10 protein-coding genes, 1 tRNA gene and 1 pseudogene are annotated in these 16,546 nt (G+C 63.2%); 10 read left to right on the top strand and 2 right to left on the bottom strand.

What is annotated here, in order from left to right:
* Window positions 1-81 precede the first annotated feature (81 nt).
* From glgC to ACYG9R_RS03460, 9 genes and pseudogenes are all read left to right on the top strand, one after another.
* Complete coding sequence (gene glgC, locus ACYG9R_RS03500; protein WP_023715696.1) at window positions 82-1,347, top strand: glucose-1-phosphate adenylyltransferase; 1,266 nt, start codon at window positions 82-84, stop codon at window positions 1,345-1,347.
* 19 nt (window positions 1,348-1,366) lie between these two features.
* Window positions 1,367-2,812: a glycogen synthase GlgA gene (gene glgA / locus ACYG9R_RS03495; protein WP_023824220.1), complete on the top strand. Its 1,446-nt coding sequence runs from the start codon at window positions 1,367-1,369 to the stop codon at window positions 2,810-2,812.
* A 3-nt stretch (window positions 2,813-2,815) separates the two neighbouring features.
* Complete coding sequence (locus ACYG9R_RS03490; protein WP_023754827.1) at window positions 2,816-4,444, top strand: alpha-D-glucose phosphate-specific phosphoglucomutase; 1,629 nt, start codon at window positions 2,816-2,818, stop codon at window positions 4,442-4,444.
* 157 nt (window positions 4,445-4,601) lie between these two features.
* Window positions 4,602-6,602 (top strand): glycogen debranching protein GlgX, encoded by a 2,001-nt coding sequence (gene glgX / locus ACYG9R_RS03485; RefSeq protein ID WP_023824219.1) that lies wholly within the window; start codon window positions 4,602-4,604, stop codon window positions 6,600-6,602.
* Entirely contained in the window at window positions 6,602-8,251 is a 1,650-nt protein-coding gene (gene bglA / locus ACYG9R_RS03480) for a beta-galactosidase BglA (protein ID WP_023702236.1), read from the top strand. The genes glgX and bglA overlap by 1 nt, the downstream gene beginning before the upstream one ends.
* A 422-nt stretch (window positions 8,252-8,673) precedes the next feature.
* Window positions 8,674-10,041: pseudogene (locus tag ACYG9R_RS03475) on the top strand (peptide ABC transporter substrate-binding protein); the annotation flags it as partial.
* A 426-nt stretch (window positions 10,042-10,467) separates the two neighbouring features.
* Window positions 10,468-11,391, top strand: a complete 924-nt coding sequence (locus tag ACYG9R_RS03470) for an ABC transporter permease subunit (protein WP_023684574.1) — start codon at window positions 10,468-10,470, stop codon at window positions 11,389-11,391.
* A gap of 9 nt (window positions 11,392-11,400) precedes the next feature.
* On the top strand, window positions 11,401-12,528 hold the full coding sequence (locus ACYG9R_RS03465) for an ABC transporter permease (RefSeq protein WP_023824218.1): 1,128 nt from the start codon (window positions 11,401-11,403) through the stop codon (window positions 12,526-12,528).
* Between the two features lie 47 nt (window positions 12,529-12,575).
* Window positions 12,576-14,195: an ABC transporter ATP-binding protein gene (locus ACYG9R_RS03460; protein WP_023705464.1), complete on the top strand. Its 1,620-nt coding sequence runs from the start codon at window positions 12,576-12,578 to the stop codon at window positions 14,193-14,195.
* 42 nt (window positions 14,196-14,237) lie between these two features.
* Here the strand turns inward: ACYG9R_RS03460 and ACYG9R_RS03455 are convergent, their stop codons facing one another.
* Window positions 14,238-14,576 carry a hypothetical protein gene (locus ACYG9R_RS03455; protein WP_023705463.1) on the bottom strand — a complete coding sequence of 113 codons (339 nt, stop codon included), beginning with the start codon at window positions 14,574-14,576 and terminating at the stop codon, window positions 14,238-14,240.
* Between the two features lie 168 nt (window positions 14,577-14,744).
* Window positions 14,745-14,821: transfer RNA gene (locus ACYG9R_RS03450), tRNA-Pro, on the bottom strand.
* A 200-nt stretch (window positions 14,822-15,021) separates the two neighbouring features.
* Between ACYG9R_RS03450 and ACYG9R_RS03445 the strand changes: the two genes are divergently transcribed.
* Window positions 15,022-16,542, top strand: coding sequence for a phosphomannomutase/phosphoglucomutase (locus ACYG9R_RS03445; RefSeq protein WP_023824217.1), 1,521 nt, complete (start codon window positions 15,022-15,024; stop codon window positions 16,540-16,542).
* Window positions 16,543-16,546 lie beyond the last annotated feature (4 nt).

Below are 16,546 nucleotides of genomic sequence, written 5' to 3'. Positions count from 1 at the left end.
CCGTCAACTCGTTTCGGATTAGGTCCGTCGACTCGTTGCGGACCGGGCGATGCTCCAGACTGGTAATTTGGGAGGGTAAAAATGGCAGACTTGAAGAGAACCCAGCCGCTGGCGCGCGATGCCATGGCCTATGTGCTGGCCGGCGGCCGCGGCAGCCGGCTCAAGGAATTGACCGACCGCCGCGCCAAGCCGGCTGTCTATTTCGGCGGCAAGACGCGCATCATCGATTTCGCGCTGTCCAATGCGCTGAATTCCGGCATTCGTCGCCTCGGTGTCGCCACCCAGTACAAGGCGCATTCGCTGATCCGCCACCTGCAGCGCGGCTGGAACTTCCTGCGCCCGGAGCGAAACGAAAGTTTCGACATCCTGCCGGCCTCGCAGCGTGTCTCGGAAACGCAGTGGTATGAAGGCACCGCCGATGCCGTCTACCAGAACATCGACATCATCGAGGCCTATGGCCCCGAATACATGGTCATCCTGGCCGGCGACCACATCTACAAGATGGACTACGAGCTGATGCTGCGCCAGCACGTCGATGCCAATGCCGATGTCACTGTCGGTTGCCTTGAAGTGCCGCGCTTGGAAGCGACCGGCTTCGGTGTCATGCATGTCGACGGCAAGGACAACATCATCGCCTTTGTCGAAAAGCCCGCCGACCCGCCCGGCATTCCCGACAAGCCGGAATTCGCGCTGGCCTCGATGGGCATCTATGTCTTCAAGACCAAGTTCCTGATGGAACAGCTGCGCCGCGATGCGGCCGAGCCGGGTTCGAGCCGCGACTTCGGCAAGGACATCATCCCCTACATCGTCCAGCACGGTAAGGCGATCGCGCACCGTTTCGCCAAGTCCTGCGTGCGCTCGACGGCCGAGAACGAAGCCTATTGGCGCGATGTCGGCACGGTCGACGCCTACTGGGAAGCCAATATCGACCTGACCGACATCACTCCCGAACTCGACCTCTACGACCGCGACTGGCCGATCTGGACCTATGCCGAATTGAAGCCGCCGGCAAAGTTCGTGCATGACGAGGATGGCCGGCGCGGTTCGGCCGTCTCCTCGCTGGTCTCAGGCGACTGCATCGTCTCGGGTGCTTCGCTGAAGCGCAGCCTGATCTTCACCGGCGCGCGCATCAACTCCTATTCGACGCTGGAAGAGGTCGTCATGCTGCCCGACGTTCATGTCGGCCGGAACGCAAAGTTGAAGCGCGTCGTCATCGACCACGGTGTAAGGATACCGGAAGGGCTGGTGGTTGGCGAAGACCCTGTTCTCGACGCCAAGCGTTTCCGGGTTTCGGAAAAGGGCATCTGCCTGGTCACGCAGGACATGATCGACAAGCTGAAGCTGTAAGACGGGGTACCATAAACGCATGCAGGTTCTGTCGGTCACGCCCGAGATATTCCCGCTGATCAAGACCGGCGGACTTGCCGACGTGACCGGCGCATTGCCGATCGCGCTGGCCGCCAGGGGCGTGACCATGCGCACGCTCATCCCCGGCTTTCCCCAGGTGATGGACGCATTCAAGAAAAAGAAGGCTGTCTACCAATACCCGCTGCTGCAGGGCGGCAAGGCTTCGGTCCATGCCGTCAAGATCGCCGGGCTCGACCTGTTCGTGCTCGACGCGCCGCATCTCTACGATCGTCCCGGCGGCCCTTACGGCAATGCGGCCGGCGCCGATTGGCCCGACAATTGGCGGCGTTTTGCTGCGCTGAGCCAGGTCGGTGGCGATATCGCCGGCGGCGCCATTTCCGGCTACCAGCCGGATCTCGTCCACGCCCATGACTGGCAGTCGGCGATGACGCTGGCCTATATGCGCTACGGCAAGGCGGTCGGCGTGCCGTCGCTGATCACGGTTCACAACCTTGCCTTCCAGGGTCAGTTCGGCGCCGGCATTTTTGGCGAGCTCGGCTTGCCGGCCGCGGCGATGGTGCTCGACGGCGTAGAATACTATGGCGGCGTCGGCTTCCTCAAGGCCGGCCTGCAGGCGGCCTGGGCGATCACCACGGTGAGCCCCACCTATGCCCAGGAAATCCGCTCGCCGGAATTCGGCATGGGCCTCGACGGCCTGATCAACATGCGCTCTTCCGACCTCTACGGCATCGTCAACGGCATCGACACCGACATCTGGAACCCGGAGACCGACAAGCATCTGGTGTCGGCCTACTCCGCCGCGACGCTCAAGGCTCGGCTTCCCAACCGGGCGGTTGTCGAGGACCGCTTCAGCCTCGAGCGCGACGACAGTCCGATCGTCTGCGTCGTCAGCCGGCTGACCTGGCAGAAGGGCATGGACATACTGGCGGCTGTGGTCGACGGCGTCGTCGCCACCGGCGCGCGGCTGGCGATCCTCGGCTCAGGCGACGCCGGCCTGGAAGGCGCGCTGCTGGCTGCCACCGCCCGCCATCGCGGCCGTGTCGGCGTCGTCGTCGGCTATGACGAGGGGCTTTCCCACACCATGCAGGGCGGCTGCGACGCCATCGTCATCCCGTCGCGCTTCGAGCCTTGCGGGCTGACCCAGCTTTACGGCCTACGCTATGGCTGCGTGCCGGTCGTCGCCCGCACCGGCGGCCTTGCCGACACCATCATCGACGCCAATGAAGCAGCGATCTCGGCCGGTGTCGCCACCGGCTTCCAGTTCGCGCCCAATAGTGGCGGCGCCATGCTGCACGCCATCCGCCGGCTGGTCGATGCGCATTCGAGCCCGGCCGTCTGGGAACAGATCCAGCGCCAGGGCATGAAGGCCGATGTCTCCTGGGACAAGAGCGCCGACAAATACGTTGAACTCTACCGCCTGCTGCTTTCGAAAAGGGTTGCCTGAAGCATGATCCGGACCGTCGCCACCAAACCCTATCTCGACCAGAAACCCGGCACGTCCGGCCTGCGCAAGAAGGTGCCTGTCTTTCAGCAGGAGCACTATGCCGAGAACTTCATCCAGTCGATCTTCGACGCGCTGGAGGGCTTTGAGGGCAAGACGCTGGTGATCGGCGGCGACGGCCGCTTCTACAACCGCGAGGTCATCCAGAACGCCATCGCCATGGCGGCGGCCAACGGCTTCGGCAAGGTGATGGTCGGGCAGGGCGGCATATTGTCGACGCCGGCGGCGTCGCATGTCATCCGCAAATACAAGACCTTCGGCGGCATCATCCTGTCGGCCAGTCACAATCCGGGCGGCCCGCACGAGGATTTCGGCATCAAGTACAATGCCGGCAATGGCGGCCCGGCGCCGGAAAAGCTGACCGACGCGATCTTCGAAAAGACCAAGACGATTTCGAGCTTCAAGACCGCCGACATCGACCAGATCGACATCGACAAGATCGGCACGGTGACCGCCGGCGGCATGGCGGTCGAGATTATCGACCCGGTCACCGACTATGCCGAATTGATGGAGAGCCTGTTCGACTTCGACGCCATCCGCGCCAATTTCAAATACGGCTTCCGCATGCGCTTCGACGCCATGCATGCGGTCACCGGGCCGTATGCCAAGGAAATCCTCGAGCGCCGGCTCGGCGCGGAGAATGGCACCTGCCGCAACTACAAGCCGCTGCCGGATTTTGGCGGCCATCACCCGGATCCGAACCTGGTCCACGCCAAGCATCTCTATGACGAGATGATGGGACCGGATGCGCCCGATTTCGGCGCCGCTTCCGACGGCGACGGCGACCGCAACTTGATCATCGGCAAGGGCATTTTCGTCACCCCGTCGGATTCGGTGGCCATGCTTGCCGCCAATGCGCAGTTGGCGCCGGGCTACAAGGACGGCCTCAAAGGCATCGCCCGCTCGATGCCGACCAGCGGCGCGGCAGACCGCGTCGCCGAAAAGCTCGGCATCGGCATCTACGAAACGCCGACCGGTTGGAAGTTCTTCGGCAATCTGCTCGATGCCGGCATGGCAACGATCTGCGGCGAGGAAAGCGCCGGCACCGGCTCGAACCATGTCCGTGAAAAGGACGGGCTGTGGGCGGTGCTGTTGTGGCTGAACATCCTGGCCGTGCGCGGCGAAAGCTGCAAGGACGTCGTCACCGAACATTGGGCGACCTACGGCCGCAATTACTATTCACGTCATGACTATGAGGAGGTCGAAACCGAGCGCGCCAACGCCCTGGTCGACGAGTTGCGCGCCAAGCTGACCTCGCTGCCCGGCACCAGCGTGCGCGGCCTGAAGATCGCCAATGCCGACGACTTCGCCTATCACGATCCGGTCGACGGTTCGGTGAGCAAGAACCAGGGCATCCGCATCCTGTTCGAAGGCGGCTCGCGTGTCGTGTTTCGTTTGTCCGGCACCGGCACGTCGGGTGCTACGCTGCGCGTCTACATCGAGCGCTACGAGCCGGACAGAGCGCGGCATGATCTCGACACGCAAGAGGCGCTCGCCGACCTGATCGCGGCTGCCGATGATATCGCCGGGATCAAGAGCCACACCGGGCGCAACAAGCCGAGCGTGATTACTTGAGGGTGGTGACGTCTTTACCCTCGCCCTTGTGGGGAGGGTCGATCCGCGCAGAGGATCGGGTTGGGGGTGCTCGTAAAGCGCTTTCCCCGCGCCGACCCCCACCCCGCTCACTTCGTTCGCGACCCTCCCCACAAGGGCGAGGGTGGAGGATGCGCCGATGACCCAGCTCGGCGCAACCGTCACTCCCGAAGGCATCCGCTTCGCCGCCTGGTCGTCGTCCGCGCGGCGGCTCTGGGTGTCGATCTTCGGCGACACCGGCGCTCGCGAAACCGACCGGCTCGAACTCCAGCCGGAAGGCGAGGGCGTCCATGCGCTGTTCGTCGCCGGCCTTGCCGCAGGTACGTGCTACGGCTTTCGCGCCGACGGCGAATATGCGCCGGAGCGCGGGCTGTGGTTCGATCCCGACAAGCTGCTCACCGATCCCTACGCCGTCGAGATCGACCGGCCCTACCAGCATCATTGGCGGCTTGCCGCCCGGCGCAACGAAGGCGCCGACACCGCGCCACTGATGCCGAAGACCATCGCGCGGGCTCAACCGAAGCCGCTGCCGGCCAAGCCGCCTTTGTTCCAGCCAGGCGGCCTGATCTACGAACTCAACGTCCGCTCCTTCACCAGGCTGCATCCGGACGTACCGGAAGCGCAGCGCGGCACCATTGCAGCCCTTGCCCATCCGGCTATCGTCGAACATCTCAAGAAGATCGGCGTCTCCGCCGTTGAGCTAATGCCCGTGACGGCATGGGTCGATGAGCGCCATTTGCCGCCGCTGGGCCTCAGCAATGCCTGGGGCTACAACCCAGTCACCTTCATGGCGCTCGACCCGGGCCTGGCGCCCGGCGGCCTCGCCGAGTTGCGCGATACTGTGGGGGTGCTGCGCAGGGTTGGCATTGGCACCATCCTCGATCTCGTCTTCAATCATACCGGCGAAAGTGACCGGCTCGGGCCGACGCTGTCGCTGCGCGGCCTCGACAATCAAGCCTACTACCGCAGCGAGCCGGACGGCAGGTTGGCCAACGATACCGGCACCGGCAATACCATCGCCTGCGACCATCCGGTCGTTCGTGACATGGTACTCGACACGCTGCGCCATTTCGTCCGCCAAGCCGGCGTCGACGGTTTCCGCTTCGACCTGGCGCCGGTCCTCGGTCGCGTCGATGGCGCATTCGATCCGGCAGCCCCGTTGCTCGAAACCATCGCAACCGATCCCATCCTTGCCGACAGGGTGCTGATCGCCGAGCCCTGGGACATCGGCCCGAATGGCTATCAGCTCGGCAATTTCCGGCCGCCTTACCTCGAATGGAACGACCGCTACCGCGACGACGTCAGGCGCTTCTGGCGCGGCGATGCCGGCACGGTCGGTGCGCTGGCGACAAGGCTCGCCGGCTCCTCCGATGTGTTCGGCAGGGAGGGCCAATCCGCCAGCCGCACGGTCAACTTCATCGCCGCGCACGATGGCATGACGCTGGCCGATATCGTCGCTTATGAAGCCAAGCACAACCAAGCCAATGGCGAGAAGAACCGCGACGGCCACAATGAGAACCTGTCCTGGAACAACGGCGTCGAGGGCGAAACCTCGGACAAGGCGATTGCCGAGGCCCGTTCCCATGATCGCTTCGCGCTGCTCGCCACTCTGTTTGCCTCGCGCGGCACCATCATGCTGACGGCGGGCGATGAATTCGGCCGCACGCAAGGGGGCAACAACAACGCCTATGCGCAGGACAACGCCATCACCTGGCTCGACTGGGCCGGGCGCGACGTCGGGCTGGAAGCCCATGTGTCCGCGCTCGCAGCTCTGCGCGGCGCGGTGCCGGCGCTTTCCGATACGCGCTTCCTGACCGGAGAGCCGCCGGCCGGTTCTGAAACGCCCGACGTCGCCTGGCTGACCGAGACCGGCGCGCCGCTCGGCGAAGCCGACTGGAACGATGGCTCGCGCCATCGCCTCGTCATGCTGCTCGGCGATGGCGGGGAAGGCCGCCTGGCTGTGATCGTCAATGGCGATCGCCGCCAATGCGTCTTCACGCTGCCCGCGCGGCAAGGGTTTGAATGGCAGCCGGCTGTTGAAGCGCAAGCGGTCGACCTCGCGTGGCCGCTGCCCGGCCGCAGTGTCAGTTTCATGATCGAGCGCCGGACCGCAAAGGCCCGCGCCAGGAAGGGTCCGTGATGGCCGACGACAATGCCCAGCCGGGACCCGAACAGAGCGCCGACTGGTGGCGCGGCTGCGTCATCTACCAGATCTATCCTCGCTCCTTCCAGGACACCACCGGCGACGGCAGCGGCGACCTCTCAGGCATCACCTCACGGCTGGCGCACGTCGCCTCGCTCGGCGTCGACGCCGTCTGGCTGTCGCCCTTCTTCAAATCGCCAATGGCCGATATGGGCTACGACGTCTCCGACTATCAGGCGGTCGATCCGATGTTCGGCACGCTCGACGACTTTGACGCGCTGGTTGCCGAGGCGCACAGGCTCGGCCTGAAGGTGATCATCGATCAGGTGTTGTCGCACTCCTCCGACAAGCACGAATGGTTTGTAGAGAGCCGTGCCAGCAAGGATAATCCCAAGGCTGACTGGTATGTCTGGGCCGACACCAGGCCGGACGGCAACGCGCCCAACAACTGGCTGTCGGTCTTCGGCGGCCCGGCCTGGGAGTGGGACGCGACCCGCCGGCAATACTACATGCACAATTTCCTCGCCTCGCAGCCGGACCTCAACTTCCACAATCCTGAGGTTCAAGACGCGTTGTTGCAGACGGTGCGGTTCTGGCTCGAGCGCGGCGTCGACGGCTTCCGCCTGGATACGGTCAACTACTATGTCCACGACCGCTGGCTGCGCAGCAATCCGCCGCTGGCGTCGAGCGTCGCCGGCACCAATGGCGAAACCAACACCTATCTCTTCCAGGAGCATCTGTTCGACAAGACGCAACCGGAAAACCTCGGTTTCCTCAGGCGCTTCCGCGCTTTGCTCGACGAATATGACGGCCGCGCCAGTGTCGGCGAGGTCGGCGACGAAGGCCGTTCGCTGCAGACGCTGGCCGCCTACACATCCGGCGGCGACAAGCTCAACATGTGCTACACCTTCGACCTGCTCGGTCAGCAATTCTCAGCCGCCCATGTGCGCGGCTGCGTCGAGGCCTTCGAGGCAGCTGTCGCCGACGGCTGGGTCTGCTGGGCGTTCTCCAACCACGATGTCGTGCGCCATGTCAGCCGCTGGACGCGGCCGGGCGGCGATCCAGATGCGGTGGCGACATTCGCTATCGCTTTGCTCTCCTGCCTGCGGGGCTCGATCTGTCTCTACCAAGGCGAAGAGCTTGGGCTGGAGGAGGCGGAACTGACCTTCGAGGATCTGCGCGATCCCGTCGGCATCCGTTTCTGGCCGGGGGTAAAGGGCAGGGACGGCTGCCGCACACCGATGGTCTGGGAAGCGGGCGCCGACAATGCCGGTTTTTCCTCGGGAAAACCCTGGCTGCCGGTGCCGGAAAGCCACCGCGCTCGGGCGGTCGATATCCAGAACGCCGACGACAAGTCCGTGCTCGCCGGCTACCGGACGATGCTTGCCTTGCGCAAGGCGCATCTGGCGCTGGTCAAGGGCCCGATCCGCTTTCTCGATACCGACGGCGATGTCCTTGCCTTCATCCGGCAGGGCGAGGACGAGATATTGCTCTGCGTCTTCAATTTCGCCGACAAGCCGGCCGACTGGCGGCTGCCGCCGGATCTCCAGCTTGTCGAGGCGATCGCTCTGGGTGGCGGTGCCGTCCTGCAGGAGGAGGGGCTGTTGCTGCCGGCCCTGGGCTGGTTTGTCGGCAAGGTAGGCTGATCTTTCAGGGACGCCGTCCGGCTTCAAAAAAGATCGTGTCCGCATGCAACCGTGCCGAGTGATCCGCGCAACGTCACCGGCGCCACGTTTTCCATTTTCGGGCTTCTTAGGTACTTTCGTTGAGCTTGGCCACGAACTGCATTCCTGGAATGTTTCCAGATGGTTGCGCTAATGACAACTGCTGAGGGCAAAACCCAAAATTACAGGACAACCACAAGCTGCACCCAATTGGATCTTGTAATATAGATTAGCTATGGCTGGTTTAAGGTGAGGATGCTCACTTGGCGTCAAGCAAGACTCGGTTGAAATAATATTTCCGTCTGTCTAGTCTCCTGCCACCAGCTGCCGGAACGGGAACCGGCGGCGCGCTCGAAGGGGCCAGAAATCGGTTCCGGGGCGTCAACACTCGTAAGGCGCAGCCGATGGGCAGCGCCACAGGGAGAGACTTCATGCTGAAAAATATGCTGAAGGCGACGCTTGTCGCCGCGACCATGACCTTTGCCGCAGGCACGTTCCTGACGCCGGCCCTTGCCGAGACCGTCTATAACAGAGGCAGCGCCGCCGAAGCGGAGACGGTCGATCCGCACAAGACCTCGACCGTCTACGAAGCCGATATCATACGCGACCTGTTCCAGGGACTGGTCATGCACGATCAGAAGACGAACCTCATCCCGGGCGCCGCCGAAAGCTGGACGGTATCGGATGACGGCACCGTCTACACCTTCAAGCTGCGCAAGGACGGCTTGTGGTCGGATGGCAGCCCGGTGACGGCTGACGATTTCGTCTATTCCTTCCGTAGGCTGGAGGATCCAGCGACCGCCGCCGAATACGCTTCCATGCTCTATCCCGTGAAGAACGCCGAGGAAGTCAACACCAAGAAAGGCAAGCCCGAGGACATGGGCGTCAAGGCGATCGACGCCAACACCCTGGAAGTGACGCTGAAGGCGCCGACGCCATACTTCCTGGAGATGCTGACCCACCAGGCTACCTACCCGGTCAACAAGGCCTCGATCGACAAGCTCGGCGCCGACTGGATCAAGGCGGGCAATCTCGTTTCGAACGGCGCCTACACATTGGCCGAGTGGATTCCCAACGACCACATGAAGCTGGTCAAGAATCCGAAATTCTGGGATGCCGCGACCGTCAAGATGGACGTCGTCAACTACATCCCGACCGAAGACCGCTCTTCGGCGATGAAGCGCTTCGAGGCAGGCGAACTCGACAGCTACGGCGACCTGCCGACCGAACAGCTCGCTGACCTCAAGACCAAGTTCGGCGATCAGGTCCGCGTCGGACCGTATCTCGGCACCTATTATTACGCGATCAAGACCGACAAGGCGCCCTGGGACAATGTCGAGCTGCGCAACGCCATCTCGATGGCTATCGACCGCGACTTCCTGGCCGAAAAGGTCTGGCAGAATTCCATGCTGCCTGGCTATTCGATGGTGCCTCCGGGCATCGCCGGCTACACGCCGGCAATGGCCAAATACGCCGACATGCCGCAGATCGACCGCGAGGACGCCGCCAAGAAGATCCTTGAGAAACTCGGCTATACGCCCGAGCATCCGCTGAAGATGGAGATCCGCTACAACACCTCGGAAAACCACAAGAACACCGCGGTTGCCATCCAGGAACAGTTGAAGCCGCTTGGCGTCGAGATCACGCTGCTCAACACCGATACCAAGACCCACTATTCCTTCCTCGAGCAGAAGGGCAACTACGACGTGGCGCGTGCCGCCTGGATCGCCGACTACAAGGATCCCGAGACCTTCCTCGGCATCACCCGCAAGGCCAGCGGCAACAACTATTCGAACTACGTCAGCCCGGCATATGAGGCGGCCATGGACAAGGCCGCGGCTGCCGGCGGCAAGCCGGAAGAGCGCATGAAGGACCTCACCGAGGCCGAGCGCATCCTTGTCGATGACGTCGGCAACATTCCGCTTCTCTACTACAGCTTCCACGATATCGTTTCCTCGAAGCTGCATGGCTTCGATGACAATGTGATGGACATCCATCCGTCCCGCTTCGTCTCCAAGGACTGATAATCATCCTTGACTGGACCGCCGCGCCCCATTTGGGCGCGGCGGACTGGTCGGTCATCGCACCGGTCCGAAAGTCGTGGTCGATTTTCGGCAAGCCCGGTGCGAAGATTTGGCGCCGGAGCGTGGCAATGCGTCCGCATGGACGTATGTCGCTCTGGCCGAAGCGGGGCGCCAATGCTGCGATACATCTTACGGCGGCTTCTGACCGCCATTCCGACGCTGTTCGTCATCGTGACCATGGCGTTCTTCCTGATACGCGTCGCACCGGGCGGCCCCTTCAATCAGGAGCGGGGCCTCAGTCCCGAGATCAGGGCCAATCTGGAAGCACAGTTCGGCCTCGACGATCCGCTCTGGCTGCAATATGCCCACTATCTCGGCAATCTCCTGCGCGGCAATTTCGGGCCGAGCTACAATTTGCCTGACTTCACCGTCACCGAACTGTTTGCCAAGGGGCTGCCGATATCGGTCCAGCTCGGCACCTCGGCGCTGATCCTGGCGCTGCTGCTTGGTTCGGTGCTCGGCACCATCGCCGCGCTCAACCAGAACAAGCTTGGCGACTATACGGTGATTGCGCTGGCGACCGCCGGCAGCACTATCCCCACCTTCGTCATCGCTCCTGTGATTCAGCTGGTGTTCGGATTGACCTGGAAGCTGTTGCCGATCGGCGGCTGGGGTGATGGCGCATTGATCAACAAGATCGGCCCGGTGCTGACGCTGGCCTTGCCGCAGATCGCCATCGTTGCCCGCCTGATGCGCGGGTCGATGATCGAGAGCTTGCGTTCGCATCATATCCGAACGGCGCGTGCGCTCGGCCTCTCCGACTGGTCGGTGGTGGTCAAGCACGCGCTGCGCGGCGCCATCCTGCCGATCGTTTCCTTCACCGGCCCGGCAGCCGCGGCGCTGCTCACCGGTTCGGTCATCGTCGAGACCATCTTCTCCATTCCCGGTGTCGGCCGCTATTTCGTCGATGCCGCGCTCAACCGCGACTACACGCTGGTGATGGGGACCGTGGTGGTGATCGCGCTCTTCACCATCGTCTTCAACCTGATCGTCGACGTCATGTACGCGGTCGTCGACCCGAGGGTACGCTATGACTGAGGGTGCGCTATGACTGACATCACAGTCGCCGCCGCTCCGCCGGCCGTCGTCGGCCGCTCGCTCTGGGGCGACGCATGGGCGCGCCTCAAAGCCAACCGCGCCGCCATGTTCAGCCTCTATTACCTGGCCTTCATTGGCGTCATCAGCATCTTCGGCCCCTGGTTCGTGCCGCATCAGTACACCACCATCTATGCCGACTATGTGCGCACGCCGCCAAGCTTTTCAGCCTATCCGAAGCCCGACATGATCGAGACGGCGCTCAAGGATGCCATCAAGCGCATGCGCGTCGACATCAAGGAGTGGAAACTGGACGGCAGTCGCGTCACCGTCACCGTCACCTCGACCAAACCGATCGACGACCGCAACATCCGCTATCTCGACCGCTCCGATGCCTTCGACGATACCAAGATAGAGAGCAAATCGGCCGACGGGCTCGAATTGACTATGACTGCGTCGGTCAAACAGCAGTACTTCCTGTTCGGCACCGACAACACCGGTCGCGATCTTCTCTCGCGAACGCTGATGGCAGGGCGCATCTCGCTGGCCATCGGCCTGCTTGCCGGCATTGTCGCCGTGGTCATCGGCGTCCTCTACGGGGCGGCGGCCGGCTTTTCCGGCGGCAAGATCGACGAGGTGATGATGCGCATCGTCGACGTGCTCTATTCCTTGCCCTTCATTTTCTTTGTCATCATGCTGGTGGTGTTCTTCGGCCGCAATTTCGTGCTGATGTTCCTGGCGGTCGGGGCGGTGCTGTGGCTCGACATGGCGCGCATCGTGCGCGGCCAGGCGCTGTCGATCCGGCGGCAGGAGTATGTCCAGGCGGCCGAAGCCATGGGCGTCGGCCAGCGCGGCATCCTGCTGCGCCATGTCATCCCCAATCTGCTCGGACCAGTGGTGATCTACATGACGCTGCTGGTGCCGCAGGTCATCATCCTGGAAAGTTTCCTGTCCTTCCTCGGCCTTGGCGTGCAGGAACCGATGACCAGCTGGGGCGTGCTCATCTCCGTCGGCGCCAAGAACATCGGCACCGCCAACTGGCTGCTTTTGTTCCCCGCCTTCTTCCTCGTGTCGACGCTGTTTGCACTGAACTTCGTCGGCGACGGCCTGCGCGACGCGCTCGATCCGAGAGACCGATGAAGATGGGACCGATAAAGATGGGGACCGATAAGATGGGGACCGTTGCGATGGAAACGCCCGAAACGATCCTCAGCGTCAAGGACCTTCGCGTCCGCTTCCGCACGCTCGACGGCGCGGTCGAAGCGGTCAAGGGCATCAACATCCACGTCAAGGCAGGTGAAACCGTTGCCGTGGTCGGCGAATCCGGATCCGGCAAGAGCCAGACCATGATGGCGGCGATGAGCCTGCTGGCGTCCAACGGCGAGGCGACGGGTCACGTCGATTATCGCGGCCGCAACCTTTTGACCATGAGCAAGCCCGACCTCAACAAGGTGCGCGGCGCCAAGATCAGCATGATCTTCCAGGAGCCGATGACCTCGCTCGATCCGCTCTATTCGATCGGCAACCAGCTTATCGAACCGATCCGCAAGCACCGCGGGCTGAACGCAGCCGAGGCACGGAACGAGGCGCTCAAGTTGCTCAGGCTGGTGCATATCCCCGATCCCGAGCGGCGGATGAAATCCTATCCGCACGAAATGTCGGGTGGCCAGCGCCAGCGCGTCATGATCGCCATGGCATTGGCCAACGACCCCGACATCCTGATCGCCGACGAGCCGACGACGGCGCTCGACGTCACCATCCAGGCGCAGATCCTGGTGCTGCTCGCCGAACTGCAGCGCAAGCTCGGCATGGCCATCGTCTTTATCACCCACGATCTCGGCATCGTCCGGCGCTTTGCCGACCGCGTCTATGTCATGCGCTATGGCGAGGTGGTCGAGGAAGGCGAGGCGGAAGCACTTTTCGCCAACCCGCAGCATGCCTATACCAAAATGCTGCTGGCCGCCGAACCGACCGGCACCAAGGCGGCGCCGCCGTCCAGCGCTCCTGTGCTGCTGGAGGGCCGCAATGTCGAAGTGACCTTCAAGATCGGCGGCGGCTTCCTTGCCGGCGAACCGCTGCTGCTACGCGCCGTCGATCACATTTCGATCCGGCTGAAGCGCAACCAGACCATCGGTATAGTCGGCGAATCCGGTTCGGGAAAATCGACGCTCGGCCGCGCACTTCTGCGCCTGTTGCCCAGCGACGGTGTCATCCGCTTCGGCGACCGCGACATCTCCACCGCCGACCGCCAGGCGATGCGGCCGCTGCGACGTGAGATGCAACTCGTCTTCCAGGATCCGTTCGGCTCGCTGTCGCCGCGCATGACCGTCGGCCAGATCATCACCGAAGGGCTTCTGGTGCATGAGCCGAACCTGTCAGGTAAGCAACGCGATCAGCGCGCCGTCGAGGCCTTGCTCGAGGTCGGCCTCGACCCCAACGCACGCAACCGCTACCCGCACGAATTCTCCGGCGGCCAGCGCCAGCGCATCGCCATCGCGCGTGCCGTGATCCTGAAGCCCAAACTGGTGGTGCTGGACGAGCCGACTTCGGCGCTCGACCGCTCGGTGCAGAAGCAGATCGTCGAATTGCTGCGCAAGCTGCAGGCCGACCACGAACTGTCCTACCTCTTCATCAGCCACGATCTCTCCGTGGTGCGCGCCATGGCCGACTACATCATCGTCATGAGGCAGGGCAAGATCGTCGAGGAAGGCCCGACGGAAGAGATCTTCAGCAACCCGCAGGCCGCCTACACCCAGACGCTGATGGCTGCGGCGATCGATGTGACCCGGTTCCGGTTGAGTGCTTGAGATAGTCGCGTGAGGTTAATCAACAGGGCAGGGCCGAATCGCTCAGCCCGCTGACCTGGGGCATCGGCTGGTCCTCGTGGCGACAATGGCCGCCTCGCGCTCTTTCAGCCGTTCGATCCTGGCCGTCTCGCGGTTGGCGACGGCGCTCTTGACGCGTGCCCCGCCGAGCAGCCAGTTCGGCACGCTGGTGTTGGCGACCTTGCCGCGGGTGATGGCGGTTTGCGAGATGTCGCGCGCGGTATCGCCTACGGCGGTGTTGAGCTCGGCGCATGTCATGCTGTCGTATTTCGCCGGGTTCACCGCGCTGCCCAGCGATGAGCAGCCTGCCGCCAGGGACAAAGCGAGCAGCGCTGACAGCCGGCTTGAAATCAACAAATTCATCTTCCGCAAACCTCGTTCCGGCCGCTGTCTCGGCGGCATTCCTATTATCGAGGTAGCGCGGAAGGTTGTCGCGTCAAAACACCATGCTGACAGCGACGCCGACGCAGCCGGTTTGCATCAAGCTATCTTGTGGGTCGGGAGAACAAACACCTAAGTGTCTGTTTTTTCTGGTCGGAGTGGCAGGATTTGAACCTGCGACCCCCTCGTCCCGAACGAGGTGCGCTACCAGGCTGCGCTACACTCCGTGACCAGACCGCGGGCTTATAGCTGCCACATACCGTTCCTGCAAGCGGCAATGGCAGCGCTTCTGTCGCATTTCGTTGGCTTTCGTTGGGCATTGCCGCAAAGCTTGGCTTTCCCTCCCGGGATAAACCCGGCTTAAAGCCTTGTGTGCTAAGTCGCAGCCTCGATAAATCGCGTTTTCGCCATCTGGAGCTTTGCTGCCTTGCCCCTGAAAATCGTAGGCGACGCCCGGCCCAACAGCTTCGAATTCGAAACCGAAGCGCTGATCAAGGCGTCCGGCTTTCGCGAATACGACGCGCGCTGGTGGTTTGGCCATGCCGGTTCGACGCAACCGCCGGACCTGAACCTGATCGGCGTCCAGGCGCTGGGCATGGGCCTGGGCACTTTGATCCGCCGTCTTGGCGCCGGGCCCGACATCGTCACCGGGCATGATTTCCGTTCCTATTCGCTTGCCATCAAGCTGGCGCTGGTTTCCGGCCTGATGGCTGCGGGCGCAAAGGTGAAAGACATTGGCCTGGCGCTGTCGCCCATGGCCTATTTCGCCCAGTTCGCGCTCGACGCGCCTTCCGTCGCCATGGTCACGGCATCGCACAACGAGAATGGCTGGACCGGAGTCAAGATGGGTGCGGCGAGGCCGCTCACCTTCGGACCGGAGGAGATGAGCGCCCTGAAACAGATCGTGCTGTCGGGCGATTTCGATCTCGCCGGCGGCGGCTCTTACGAATTCGTCTCCGGTTTTCGCGAGACCTATCTCGACGACCTGACCCAGGACAAGCGCATCGCGCGCAAGATCAGGGTTGTGGCGGCTTGCGGCAACGGCACCGCCGGCGCCTTCGCGCCGCAGGCGCTGGAGCGCATCGGCTGCGAGGTGATCCCGCTCGATGTCGAGCTCGACCACAGTTTTCCGCGCTATAACCCGAACCCGGAAGACATGCAGATGCTGCATGCCATCCGCGACAAGGTTCTGGAGACCGGCGCCGATGTCGGGCTGGGCTTCGACGGCGACGGCGACCGTTGCGGCGTGGTCGACAATGAGGGCAACGAGATCTTCGCCGACAAGGTCGGCGTCATGCTCGCGCGCGATATCTCCAGCCAGCATCCCGGCTCGACCTTCGTCGTCGATGTCAAATCGACCGGCCTGTTCAACACCGACAGCGTTTTGCGTGGCAACGGCGCGAAGACAGATTACTGGAAGACCGGCCATTCCTACATCAAGCGCCGCGTCGCCGAGCTTGGCGCCGTCGCCGGCTTCGAGAAGTCGGGCCATTTCTTCTTCAATCCGCCGATCGGCCGCGGCTATGATGACGGTCTCATCACGGCAATAGCCATATGTGAGATGCTCGTCCGCAACCCCACAAGTTCGATGGCCGATCTCTATCGCGCGCTGCCGCTGACCTTCGGCACGCCGACCATGTCGCCGCATTGCGCCGACGATGTGAAATACGGCGTGGTCGATCGGGTGGTGGCGGACTTCCAGGCGATGCAGCGCGCCGGCAAGACTTTTGCCGGCCAGAAGATCGCCGAGCTGATCACCGTCAACGGCGTGCGCGTCGTGGCCGAGGATGGCACCTGGGGGCTGGTGCGGGCGTCGTCGAACAAGCCGGAGCTTGTCGTGGTTGTCGAAAGCCCGGTATCGTCCGAGCGCCGCCGGCAGATGTTCGAGGCGGTCGACGCCGTGCTGCGCCGCAGCCCCGAAGTCGGCGCTTACAACCAGACGTTCTGATTGG

It is taken from the genome of Mesorhizobium sp. RSR565B, assembly GCF_054719465.1.
The sequence above is the reverse complement of the archived record's forward strand: the minus strand, read 5'-3'. Positions and strand labels throughout refer to the sequence as shown.